9 protein-coding genes are annotated in these 12,147 nt (G+C 72.3%); 7 read left to right on the forward strand and 2 right to left on the reverse strand.

Going from position 1 to position 12,147, the window contains the following annotated elements; all coding sequences use genetic code 11:
* Window positions 1-163 precede the first annotated feature (163 nt).
* A complete protein-coding gene (locus AC08OV_RS06210; RefSeq protein ID WP_476612890.1) occupies window positions 164-2,293 on the forward strand; it encodes an ATP-binding SpoIIE family protein phosphatase in 2,130 nt (709 codons plus the stop codon).
* A 62-nt stretch (window positions 2,294-2,355) separates the two neighbouring features.
* Here the strand turns inward: AC08OV_RS06210 and AC08OV_RS06215 are convergent, their stop codons facing one another.
* Window positions 2,356-3,888 carry an SDR family oxidoreductase gene (locus tag AC08OV_RS06215; RefSeq protein ID WP_476612889.1) on the reverse strand — a complete coding sequence of 511 codons (1,533 nt, stop codon included), beginning with the start codon at window positions 3,886-3,888 and terminating at the stop codon, window positions 2,356-2,358.
* A 141-nt stretch (window positions 3,889-4,029) separates the two neighbouring features.
* A complete protein-coding gene (locus AC08OV_RS06220) occupies window positions 4,030-4,545 on the reverse strand; it encodes an HNH endonuclease (protein ID WP_476612888.1) in 516 nt (171 codons plus the stop codon).
* Window positions 4,546-4,963: 418 nt separating this feature from the next.
* Between AC08OV_RS06220 and AC08OV_RS06225 the strand changes: the two genes are divergently transcribed.
* The 6 genes from AC08OV_RS06225 to AC08OV_RS06250 all read left to right on the forward strand — a co-directional run bounded on the left by AC08OV_RS06225 (window position 4,964) and on the right by AC08OV_RS06250 (window position 12,118).
* Window positions 4,964-6,292 (forward strand): mechanosensitive ion channel family protein, encoded by a 1,329-nt coding sequence (locus tag AC08OV_RS06225; protein WP_476619434.1) that lies wholly within the window; start codon window positions 4,964-4,966, stop codon window positions 6,290-6,292.
* Between the two features lie 141 nt (window positions 6,293-6,433).
* Complete coding sequence (locus AC08OV_RS06230) at window positions 6,434-7,162, forward strand: response regulator transcription factor (protein ID WP_476601633.1); 729 nt, start codon at window positions 6,434-6,436, stop codon at window positions 7,160-7,162.
* Window positions 7,159-8,841 (forward strand): sensor histidine kinase, encoded by a 1,683-nt coding sequence (locus AC08OV_RS06235; RefSeq protein ID WP_476619435.1) that lies wholly within the window; start codon window positions 7,159-7,161, stop codon window positions 8,839-8,841. Before AC08OV_RS06230 ends, AC08OV_RS06235 begins: the two co-directional genes overlap by 4 nt.
* The gene (gene malQ / locus AC08OV_RS06240) at window positions 8,838-11,243 is read left to right on the forward strand and encodes a 4-alpha-glucanotransferase (protein ID WP_476619436.1); all 2,406 of its coding nucleotides are present in this window, start codon (window positions 8,838-8,840) and stop codon (window positions 11,241-11,243) included. The genes AC08OV_RS06235 and malQ overlap by 4 nt, the downstream gene beginning before the upstream one ends.
* 10 nt (window positions 11,244-11,253) lie before the next feature.
* Window positions 11,254-11,694, forward strand: a complete 441-nt coding sequence (locus tag AC08OV_RS06245; protein ID WP_476615635.1) for a hypothetical protein — start codon at window positions 11,254-11,256, stop codon at window positions 11,692-11,694.
* Window positions 11,681-12,118, forward strand: coding sequence for a DUF5130 family protein (locus AC08OV_RS06250; RefSeq protein WP_476615634.1), 438 nt, complete (start codon window positions 11,681-11,683; stop codon window positions 12,116-12,118). Before AC08OV_RS06245 ends, AC08OV_RS06250 begins: the two co-directional genes overlap by 14 nt.
* Window positions 12,119-12,147 lie beyond the last annotated feature (29 nt).

Here is a 12,147-nt window from a genome sequence, read left to right on the forward strand (position 1 = left end):
GCCGCAGGTGGACCAGGTGACTGGCTGTTACGGAGCAGTACCGAGAATCGGATTTGGTCGGGGATGTGATGGTGTGCCCGTGACGTCGGAACCATCCACTGGGATTTCGCCCTATGCGTCCGGTATATCAGGGTTCGTCGGTGAATCACGGAGGTCCGATCAGGTGCGGCGGTCGGCGTCCGCAGGTCTGCGGGCCGCGCGGGAGGCTGTCCGCGCGCTGTGCCACGGTGCTCGGGGGGACCATGACGACGGATTGGGTGGCTCCGACCCGTCCTTCCTGGCCGATGCCGGTCTCGTCCTCGGCACCTCCCTCGACCCCGATCGGGTCGTCGACCTGATCGCCGGACTCGCCGTGCCCCGCCTCGGCACGGGCGCCCTGGTGTGGCTGCGCGAGGGCGACCAGGTCAGGCTCGGCGCCTCGGTCTTCCACGACCCGAAAGCCGGCAAGATCATGCGGGCGATTGTCGCCACGCGGCCGCCTCAGCTCGCGGACGACTTCCCGCCGGGCGTCGTCATGCGTAACGGCCAGACGTACTGTCTGCCGGACTTCGACGAGCTGCGCCCGGTGCCGCTGTTCCCGTACGAGCTCGCCTACCAGCAGTTCCGCCGGATCCAGAGCGGTCCCACCGTCACCGTCCCGTTGCCGGCGCACGGCCGGATCCTCGGCGCGATCACTGTTGGGCGCGGCACCGGCTTCTATTCCGGAGCGGAGGTGAACCTGCTGGAGGACCTCGCCCGGCGGGGGGCCGTCGCGCTGGAGAACGCACAACGCTTCCGCGAGGCACAGGAGTCCGCGCTGACCCTGCAACGGTCGCTCCTGCCGGCGCATCCCCCCGCACTCGACGGGGTCGAGATCGCGATGGAGTACCGGCCGGGAACGGCAGGCACGGAGGTTGGAGGCGATCTCTACGACGTCATACCGCTTGCCGGGGGGCGAGTCGGGGTGGCCATCGGTGACGTGATGGGGCGCGGCCTGCATGCCGCGGCGGTGATGGGCCAGCTGCGGGCGGCGCTGCGCGCCTACGCTCTGGAGGATTGGAGCCCCGTCGAGGTGCTGACCCGGCTTGACCGGGTCGTCGGCCTGCTGCCCGGTCTCCAGCTCGCGACCTGTATGTACGCCGTCTACGACCGGGACACCGGCCGGGCGACGATCGCGAACGCCGGCCATCCCGCGCCGTTGGTGATCCTTCCCGACGAGGACCCCGACTATCTGGTGCTCGACCCCGGGCTCCCGCTGGGAGTCGGCGAGGGGGCGGTGTTCAGCGAGACGACCGTCGCGCTTCCACCCGGATCGGCGTTGGTGATGTTCACCGACGGCCTGGTGGAGTCGCGACGCCGCCCGCTCGTGGACGGCCTGGACAATCTTCGACGCGGTCTTACCGCACAGCGTGCCCGGGCGGCCGCGGCAGGCCTCGAGGCGGTCGAAGTCGCGGCGGGTGCCGACGTGGCGGCTGGAAGCGAGGGCGAGGGCGTTGGCCTGAGCGCGGAACGGACCGGGAAGGCGGAACGGACCGGGAAGGCGTGGACGGATCGGCGGGCCCCCGGCCCGTCGCTCGGCCCACCCCCCGGGGTGCCGGAACGCCGCTCCTGGGTGGACCGGCGGCGCCGGGCGCGCAGGGTGAACTTCGCGGCACGTAGCTGGTTCGGTCCGGACACCGTCAACGGCACCGGCGAGGGCCCCGTCGAGGAGACCGCCCGCACGCTGCTCGAACGGTGCCTGATCGCCGCCGGTCTCCCGGCCCGGACCGACGACGATACTGCCATGGTGGTGCTCACCACGCAGGCCGTGAACCCGCCATTGCTCGAACTCGCGTTGCCCGCGGTGGCCGCGTCGGCCGGCGAGGCCCGGACAGCGATGCGCTCGGTCCTCGCCGAATGCGGGATCACCTCCGTCGAGGACGCGACGCTGCTGGTCAGCGAAGTGGTGACGAACGCGGTGCTGCACGCCCGCAGTGATCTGGTGCTGCGGGCATCGATGGAACCCGGTCGGCTGCGGATCAGTGTCGAGGACCGGGAAGGAGCGCATCTGCCCCGGCCCGGCGCGGCCGCGGAGAACAAACCCGAGCCCGAGTCGGGGTGGGGCCTGCTGCTGGTCGAGGCGCTGGCGCTGGCCTGGGGCGTGGAGATGACCCCCGGGGGCAAGCGTGTCTGGTTCGATATCGAGATACCCGACCGGGAGCCAGGTGCCGCCGGCCCGACGAGACCGATCGTCAGGCCCGATCCGGCTCCCTCGGCGGGCCTGTCCCGGAAGCCTCCCCTCGACCCGCCGGTCCAGGGCCGCTCCTGGGGATAGCATCCGCTGCCGGGCCACCTGACGAGCCGGGCCACCTGACGAGCCGGGCCGAGGCCGCGTGATCAGGCGGTGGCGACGGCGCCGGTGGCCCATTCGTCCTCGGCCTTGCGCACGATGTTGCGCAGCATTCCACCGAAGACGGCTGCGTGGAACGGGCTGACCGACCACCAGTAGAGCTGCCCGGGAAGTCCGCGGGGCAGGAAACTCGCGCGCTGCCAGTAGGTCGTGGTGCCCTCGGCGTCGACCATCGAGCGTAGTTCCAGCCAGGCCTCGCCGGGCAGCTTCATCTCGGCACGCAGCCGGAGCAGGTGGCCCGGTTCGATCTCCTCGACCCGCCAGAAGTCCAGAGCCTCCCCGGCGTGCACCCGCTGCGGATCACGCCGACCCCGGCGCAGACCGACGCCACCGAGGGCGGTGTCCAGCCAGCCGCGGGCGGACCAGGCCAGGGGCCACGAGTACCAGCCGTTGTCGCCCCCGATGCCCTCGATGACGTGCCACAGACAGGCCGGCGGCGCCGCCACGGCCATGCTGCGCTCGTCGACGTAGAGGGATCCCCCGGCCCACTGCGGGTCGGTCGGCAGGGGCTCGTTCGGGGGGCGCGTGGCACCGGCGCCGTCCCCGTCGTCCGATGCGCCTCCCGATCCCGGCCACACCGCCGTCGACCAGCGGGTCTTCACCGAACGTGCCCGCACCCGGGCCAGCGCGAGGGCCACCGCGGCGTCGAAGGGCAGCAGTCCCTCGGCGGGATCGGGGATCCAGCGGGCGACCTGGTGGCCGTGGGCCACCACCTCGTTGCGCAAGGAACGGATGAGCGGCCTCGCGATGCCGCCCGGCACCGGGGTGACGAGCCCGACCCACAGCGAGGACAGCTCGGGGGACAGGATCGGAACCGGGACGATGATCCGGCGCCGCAGCCCCTCGACGGCGGCGAAGCGCTGCATCATCTCCGCATAGGTCAGGATGTCCGGGCCGCCCACGTCGAAGGTGCCCTCGACGTCGTCGGGGACGTCCAGAGCGCCGATCAGATAGTGCAGCACGTCCCGGACGGCGATCGGCTGGATCCTGGTCCGCACCCAGCGCGGCGTCAGCATCACCGGCAGGCGCTCCGTCAGGTAGCGCAGCATCTCGAACGAGGCGCTGCCGCTGCCGATGACGACCGCCGCACGCAGCACGATCGTCGGCACCCCCGAGCCGAGCAGGATCCTCCCGACCTCCTGGCGGGAGCTCAGATGGGCGGACGTGCCACCCGTCGTCGCCGGGCTCAGCCCGCCGAGGTAGACGATCCTGCGGACACCGGCCGCCCGGGCCGCGACGGCGAAGGCGTTCGCCGCCCGCCGGTCGACCGCGGAGAAGTCACCACCACCGTCGATCGAGTGGATGAGGTAGTAGGCGACCTCGATCCCGTCGAGCGCGGACCGCAACGACTCCGGATCCCGGGCGTCGGCGCGGACGACCTCCGCCCGGGCGGCCCATGGGATGTCCCGCAGCCGGAGGGGATCCCGGGTCATGGCCCGGATATGGTGGCCACGGTCGAGCAGGCGGGGAGCCAGCCGGCCGCCGATGTAGCCGGTCGCCCCGGTGACGAGGATGCGCATGCAGGTTAGCTGCCCTGGCAGGTCCCGCCGTACCCTGGCACCCGGCCGATCTGCCGTCGCCGTGCCTGGGAACGCCTTGAACAGGCGGGGCGCCCGGGCAGGCGGGGACGCCCGGGCAGAGGACGCTCCGGGCGGGTGCCGTCAGGCCGAGGCGGCCTCGGTCACGTCGGTACTCAGGTAGGCCGACCAGCGTGGATCCATCCGACGGGAGCCCAGAATGCGCCAAGCGGCTCCGCTCGGCGCCCGTGGCGCCGTGCGGAGCCGCCAGCCGAGATCAGCGACGGCCCGGTCGGCTTTCAGATGGTTGCAGCGGCCACAGGCCGCCACGACGTTCTCCCACGCGTGCGGGCCCCCACGGGAGCGTGGAATGACATGATCCAGTGATGTTGCCGGAGCATTGCAGTACACGCAGCGATGATGGTCGCGGGCCAGCACACCCTTGCGGGTCAGCGGGACCTGCGAGCGGTACGGCACCCGGACGAAACGCGCTAACCGGACCACGATCGGGACATCGACGGAAGCCGTCGCGGACCGAAGAACCTGCCCGGCCGATTCGACCATGACGGCCTTGTCGGTCAGGACCAACACCAGCGCGCGCCTTTGCGACACCACGCACAGAGGCTCGTACGTGGCATTGAGAACCAGCGCCTCTGCCACGCGCCGACCTCCTGCCCACCGAGGGCCCTTTGCGGGCCGTTCTGCCCAGCGTCTCCGGTGACAATGGACAGTCAACCTTCTTCTGCGGCAGAACGCGAGCCTGTTTGCATGGTCATCGCCTTTCGTGCCGTGGCGCTGCACATATCTCGTGGCCTTTGTCACATACAGGCGACCATTTTGTGACCGCATCAATACGGAAAGTGCTTTTTCGGGTGTGATGGGAGACCTGGCCGGGTTGGGTCGGAGAGCGGTTGGGTCGGAGCGTGGCTGTCCGCCGACCGGATCGGGGCCCCCACCGCCGGGCCACCGGCATGGGCGAGACTGACCTGCGGCCGCCGCCCGGGCCGCCGCGAGCGCGGGAGGGCCGGTGACCTCGGCCGGCTCGGGGAACTTCGAATGATCGCAATCGACCGGAAGGATGATCGACGCCGTGACGCCCGCCCCGTCCCTGCTGGCTCAGCCTCTCATCCCGTCGCTGGGAATGCTGCTGTCCGCCTCGCCGTCACCCACCGAAGTGCCGGGCCCGACGTCCGGGCTGACGACGCCCACCCCACTGCCCTCGCCGAGCCCGTCGGTGACCTCTGACCCGCTGGTGTCCCTGGAGGGCGTCGCGACCGCGCTGCGGGACGCCTGCGGGACCGATCCGGGGCTGCTGTGCCGCACCGTCTACGACATTACCCACAGTAATTATCTTGCCTCCGGGGCTGAGGTGTTCCTCGGTACCCCGATCCGCATCGCGCTCATTTTGATGATCGCGTTTGTGGTGCGGGCGCTGCTGCACCGGTTCATCCGGCGCACCACCGACATCGGACATGCCACCGAACGGACCGGTTCCGGCAGTTGGGGCGGGTTGTTCCGGGGTTCCCGGGCCGGTTCTCTGCTGGGCGCGTTCGGCGATCCGGCGGTGCTGATGGAAAGGCGCCGTCAGCGTGCGGCGACGGTCGGTTCGCTGCTGCGCAGCGTGACGTCCATCTTCATCTTCGGCCTGGCATTCCTCAGCATCCTGGGCGAGCTGGGTATCAATCTCGCCCCCATCGTCGCCAGCGCCGGTGTGCTGGGAGTCGCGGTCGGTTTCGGTGCGCAGAACCTCGTCCGGGACTTCCTGTCGGGGATGTTCATGCTGCTGGAGGACCAGTACGGGGTGGGAGACGTGATCGATCTCGGTCCGGTCTCCGGTGCCGTGGAGGCGGTCAGTTTCCGGACGACCAGACTGCGTGACGTCGAGGGCACCGTCTGGTACGTCCGGAACGGCGAGATCACCAGGGTCGGTAACAAGAGCCAGCAATGGGCACGGACCGTGCTCGACGTTCCGCTCGACTACGACACCGAGGTCGCCACCGCCAAACGGGTGCTGGCCCGGACGGCGAACGAGCTCTGGGCGGACGCGAAGTGGAGCAGCCTCATCCTCGCCGAGCCCGAGGTCTGGGGGATGGAGACCATGACCGCGGACGGTTACACCCTGCGTGTCGCCATCAAGACCCAGCCGCTCAAGCAGTGGGAGGTCGCGCGCGAGCTGCGTGAGCGGGTCCGGACCTCGCTTGGCGCGGCCGGGATCGAGCTCGGTTCCGTGCAACGCAGTGAGGTGACCATGGTCAACGACGACGAGGAGACCGCCGGGAGCCGTGAGGAGGACGACGCGGATCCGGATGCCGGGGTCGGCGGGGGTGCCGCGGACGCTCAGGGGACGGATCTGCCGCGGGCACGGATCGACCCGCCCGCCCCCGACCCGTCGCGGTTGAGGGGATGATCTGGGCGTGCCGGTGGGTCTGGGCGGTCTGGTCGGTCTGGGCTCGCGGTGGCTGAAACTGTCCTGAGGATCGCGGTATGTCTTCCTGAGACCGGCCCCGCGCAGCACCATCACCGCGTCGGGTGAAGGCAGACTGGGGGCGTGCGGGTACTGGTGGTGGACGACGACGCGGCGGTCCGGGAGTCCCTGGAACGCTCGCTGCGGTTCGAGGGGTACGAGGTGGCCACGGCGGTGGACGGGGCGGACGCGCTCGGCGTCATCGGCCGCGAGCGGCCGGACATCGTCGTGCTGGACGTGATGATGCCCCGGGTGGACGGGCTGGAGACCTGCCGTCGGCTGCGGGCCCAGGGCGACGACGTCCCGGTGCTCATGCTGACCGCCCGGGACGGCTTGGCCGACCGGGTCAGCGGCTTGGACGTCGGTGCCGACGACTACCTGGTCAAACCGTTCGCCCTGGAGGAGCTGTTCGCCCGGTTGCGGGCACTGATCCGCCGGGCGGCGTTGGCCGCGCGGGTGCGGGCGGCCGGTTCGGACGGGTCCAAGGGGATCCCCGACTCGACGCTGTGCTATGGCGGGGTCTGTCTGGATCAGGCTAGCCGCCAGGTGACCCGCGGTGATCGGGAGCTGATTCTGACCAAGACCGAGTTCGAGCTGCTGGAGTTGTTTCTCGCCCATCCGCGTCAGGTGCTCTCCCGCTCCATGATCATGGAGCGGGTCTGGGGGTATGACTTCGGCCCGACATCGAACTCGCTGGAGGTCTTCGTGAGCTACCTGCGCCGCAAGCTCGAGGCGAACGGCGAGCCCAGGCTGTTGCACACCGTGCGCGGAGTTGGCTACGTGCTGCGTGAGCCGTCGGGGGACCGCGCGTGAGCAGTGCCCCCGACCAGGGGGCCGCGCCATCGCCGTGGTGGCCGCAGCCGTTGACGGGTCGCCCGGCAGCGGGGCAGCCGGCAGCGGGGCAGGTGGCAGCGGGGCAGCCGGCAGTGGGGCAGGTGGCGGTGAACGGGCGCGCCGGCCGGTTGGACGGGTTCGCGCGGCGCGTCCACCCGGGACGTCACTCCAGGATCCGGTTTTCCTCCCCGCTCGGTCAGCTGACATTGCGGGCTCGGCTCGCCCTGCTTGTCGGGATGGCGGTGGCTGCCGCCGTGACGGTCGTCGCCGGGGTGTCGCTGGGGGCGACCAGTATCGTGCTGAACCAGGCCATCGACGACCAGCTCGTAGAGCAGGCTGAGGCGTCGGCGCACACCATCCAGACCAGTCCGCTGGGGCTGGAACTGCAGGCGTTCAGCTTCGGGCTGGAGGGCCAGTTCCTCGACGCCGCCGGCAATCCGCTGGAGAACGCCGTCTCGTCCTGGAACAGCATGCGGATCCCGGTCGACTCCGCCGACGCCGAGGTGGCCCGGCGGGAGCGGGCCCAGAACCTGCGCACGATCGCCGTTGACGGGCAGTCCTACCGGCTTGTCACGGTTCCGCTGCAACGTCCCGCGTCCGGCGGTGCATTGCAGCTCGCCCGGCCGACCACCGACGTCGACCGGACCCTGCGCGATCTCGCGCTGGTGCTGCTCGTCGTCGGGATCGTCGGGGTGGTCGGCTCGGTGCTCGCCGGACAGATCGTGGCACGTGCCGCGCTCAAACCCGTTGACGCCGCGGCCGCGGCCGCCGAGGAGGTCGCTCGCACCCAGGATCTGTCGGCGCTCATCCCGGTGACCGGATCCGACGAGATCACCCGGCTGGCGGAGAGCCTCAACAGCATGCTGCGCGCGCTGGAGGCGTCCCGGGCCCGCCAGCGCCAGCTCGTCGACGATGCCAGCCACGAGCTGCGCACCCCGTTGACGAGCCTGCGCACGAACATCGAACTGTTGCTGCGCGCCGAAGCGAACCCGCATCGCGCGCTGCCCGCGGCCGACCGTGAGGCGCTGCTGCGCGACGTGGGCGCGCAGATGCGCGAACTGTCCGGCCTCGTCAGTGAACTGGTCGAGCTCGCCCGGGACGAGGCGCCCACCGAGGAGGTGGAACGGCTCGATCTCGCGGAGATCGTGCGAGCCGCGGCCGAACGGGCCCGGCGCCGCGCCACAGGCAAGGGCGTCGGCATCGAGGTCGACGCGACGTCCTCGACGGTCGACGGGCGGGCGAACATGCTCGAACGGGCAGTCACCAACCTGCTCGACAACGCCGTGAAGTTCTCGCCGCCCGCCTCCGTCGTCCGGGTCGGCTCCCGGGACGGCGAGGTAACCGTCGCGGATGACGGACCGGGCATCGCGCCGGAGGACCGCGCGCAGGTGTTCGACCGCTTCTACCGGGCCACCTCCGCGCGGGGCCTGCCCGGATCCGGGCTCGGCCTCGCGATCGTCGCGGATGCCGTGCACACCCACGGGGGTACCGTCACCGCGGAGAGCTCTCCGAGCGGCGGGGCGTTGTTGCGGATGCGGCTGCCGGTCGTCGACGACCCCGGTCCGCTGGGCCCGGCCACCGCACCGGGCCCGGAGCCGAACCCGCCGGGCGGCGCCGCTCCGCCTCCGGACCGCGCGGGCGAGAATCTCAGGTCGTGACTTCCGACTGCCCCGCCGTGCCCACCGCATCCGCGCCCGCGTCCCCCGCGCCCGCGTCCCCCGCGCCCGCCACTGGTCCCACCGCCCCGGCGGGACCGCAGCCCGCCGGGGCGCCGGTGGTGGACCCCGCCGTCGACCCGGTCCTCGCCGAACTCGCCGCGGTGTCCGGTGTGGCGACGTCCTACCTCGGGGCCGATGGTGTCCCGGTACAGGTTGCGCCGGACACCGTCCGGGCCGTCCTGCGGCTGGCGGGGGTCGATCCGACGGATCCCGCCGCGGCGCTCGCGGCGGCGCTGGAACGGCCCTGGCGACGCCGGGTGCCGGCCTGCGCCGTTGTCGTCGCCGCAGCACCGCGCCCGGTAGTCGTTCACACGCCCGTGGATGTCATTCCATACGCCGAGCTGGAGCTCGGCACCGGCGGCCGGGTCGTCCTCGATCCCCCTGGCGCCCCCCTGGCCGAGCGGGTGCTCGACGGCGTGCCCTGGGTCGCCCGGCCGATCGGGCTCCCGGCGGGCCTGCCCCTGGGGGACCACGTGCTGCACGTCGACGCCGGAACCGAGCGGCATCGCTGCCAGGTCGTCGCCGTGCCGGCCGCGGTGCCCGGCCCCGCCGCCCTCGCCCCGCCAGCCCGCGCCTGGGGCTGGATGATCCAGCTCTACGCGCTCACCTCGGCGTCGTCCTGGGGGATGGGGGACTACGGCGATCTCGCGACGCTCGCCGACTGGTCGGGCCGGGCAGGTGCCGACGTGCTGCTGGTGAATCCGCTGCATGCGGGTGCGCCGACCCTGCCCGTCGCGGCGTCCCCCTACTCGCCCGCGAGCCGCCGTTTTGTCTCCCCGCTCTACCTGCGACCGGAGCGGACGCCCGAGTACGCTCGGGCCGATCCCGCCACCCGGTCGGCCGTTGACGAGCTCGCCCGCGGCGCCCGCCGCGACGGTCGGCGGGACGGTCTGCTCGATCGGGACGCGGTGTGGCGGGCGAAGCTGGCCGCGCTGGAACTGCTCTTCGAGGTCTTCCGGCGCGGCGGCGAGCAGGTGGCATCCGCCGAGCCGGCCGGGTCCGACCTGATCGATTTCGCGACCTGGAGCGCGCTCGCTGAGCGGTACGGCCCGGACTGGCGGACCTGGCCGGCGCGTCTCGCTCATCCGGGCGCGCCCGCCGTCGCCGAGGCGAGGGCGGAGCTGGCCGACCGCGTCGCCTTCCACGTGTGGCTCCAGCAGCGCTGCGACCAGCAGCTCGCCGCGGCGCAGGCCGCCGCCCGGGCCGCCGGGATGGCCGCCGGGATCGTGCACGACCTGGCCGTCGGCGTCGATCCGGGCGGTGCGGACGCCTGGGCACTGCAGGACGTTCTCGCCGTCGGCGCGAGCGTGGGGGCCCCACCGGACACCTTCAATCAGCAGGGCCAGGACTGGGGGCTGCCGCCGTGGCGGCCGGATGCCCTGGCCGAGGCCGGGTACGCGCCGTTGCGTCAGATGGTTGCCTCGGTGCTGCGCCGCGGCGGCGGGCTGCGGGTCGACCACATCCTCGGCCTGTTCCGGCTGTGGTGGATTCCGGCTGGGGCGGGCGCCGCTCACGGGACGTACGTGCGTTACGACGCCGAGGCGATGCTCGGCCTGCTCGCGTTGGAGGCCGCCCGCGCCGGCGCCGTCGTCGTCGGGGAGGATCTGGGTACCGTCGAGGCATCGGTGGCGACGACGCTCGCCCGCCTGGACGTGCTGGGTTCGACGGTGCTGTGGTTCGAGCAGGACGCCGAGGGCCGGCCGTCGCCGCCGACGGCGTACCGGGCGGCGACGATGGCCAGCCTCACCACGCACGACCTGCCCACCGCCGCCGGCTACCTCGAGGGCGAGCACGTGCGCACCCGCGCCCGGTTGGGGCTGCTCGGGCGTTCGGAGGAGGCCGAGGCGGCCGGCTGGCGAGCCGAGCGGGACGCGTTGGTCGAGCTGGTGCGATCCGAGGGACTGGTGGATCCGGCGGGCGCAGCGGCGAGCCTCGGCGGACGGGGGAACCCCGGCGGGAGCGGCCGGCCCGAGTTTGACCCCGCCGTCCGGGAGGAGTTCGGCCCCGCCGTTCGGCAGGAGATCGTTTTCGCGCTGTACCGGCTGCTGGTGCGGTCTCCGTGCCGCATCGTGCTCGGGTCGCCGGGTGACGCGCTGGGCGACCGGCATCAGCCGAATCTGCCGGGCACGATCGACGCCTATCCGAACTGGCGGCTCCCGGTGACCGACTCCGCCGGTCGGCCGGTTACGGTGGAACGCCTGCTGACCGATCCGGACGTGCGCCGGCTCGGCGAGCTCCTCGCCCAGGCCCGGGTTGCCCAGGCCCGGGTTGCCCAGATCCGGGGCGCGTCGTCCACCGGTGCGGCACCCCTAGACGAGGACCGTAACCCCATTTCCCGGTAATCTTCGCTGCGTGACTCGACGTCGACCGCGCCAGACCCGATGGCTGCCGTTCGCCGGCACCTCCCGCCCGTGGCCGGGGGCGCACCCCGCGCCGGGGTTGCGATCCAGGATCGCGCCGCGCCGGGTTCTCACCGTTGCTGGCCTTGCGCTGTTCGCGGTGCCGGTGTTCGCGGTGAGCGCCTCGGCCGGGGAGATCGGAACCTTCTACAACCCCGATCCGCTCACGGCCGTGCAGTCATGGGCGATCTACGGCGGCACCATCGTCGGTGGGTTCGTCATCGCGATCCTGCTGGCCGCGTGGTCGAGCCGCAAGAGCGGGCCGGTGCGCTACCGCCCGGGGCAGCCCTGGGAGCACGACGAGATCTGGATCGGCTCCAAGCCGGAGGAGATCGAGGGCGAGCAGGCGAAGACCGCCCTTCCCGGCGCGGGTGGTGCCAGTGGCAACTGGTGAGCCGTTCACCCACGAGCAACTCGACCGGCTGAACCGGGCCCGGGAGCTCGCCGAGACGCATACCGGTATCCACGTCAGCATCCGGATCGGCGCGGTGCGCGGCGACGCCCGGCTCGCCGCCGAGCGGATCCTCGCGAACCTCGTCGACGACGCGGGGCGGGATGCCGCCGTGCTGATCCTCGTCTCGCCCGGGCAGCGGTTCGTGCGGATCGCCACGACCCCGGCCGCCAAGAAGCGGATCGGCGACTCGGCCGCCGGGCTCGCCGCGTTGACGATGGCCTCCAGCTTCGCGCTGGGCGACCTGGTCGGCGGCCTGATCGCCGGTATCCGCCAGCTCGCGGACGCGGCAGGTGGCGCGGGCGGCGCAGCCGCCGGGACCCTCCCCCCGACGCAGCCTTCGTTGGCGGCTAGCCCGACGCCTTGACCCCGCTGGCCCCGGAGGAGCCGGCCCCG

The sequence above is a fragment of the Frankia sp. CeTa3Moorea genome (assembly GCF_978021225.1).

What these genes read in the sequence shown, in the direction of transcription:
- AC08OV_RS06225 (WP_476619434.1), top strand. Translation starts at nt 4,964, where the DNA reads ATGATCGACGCCGTGACGCCCGCCCCGTCCCTGCTGGCTCAGCCTCTC.
- AC08OV_RS06215 (WP_476612889.1), bottom strand. Translation starts at nt 3,888, where the DNA reads ATGCGCATCCTCGTCACCGGGGCGACCGGCTACATCGGCGGCCGGCTG.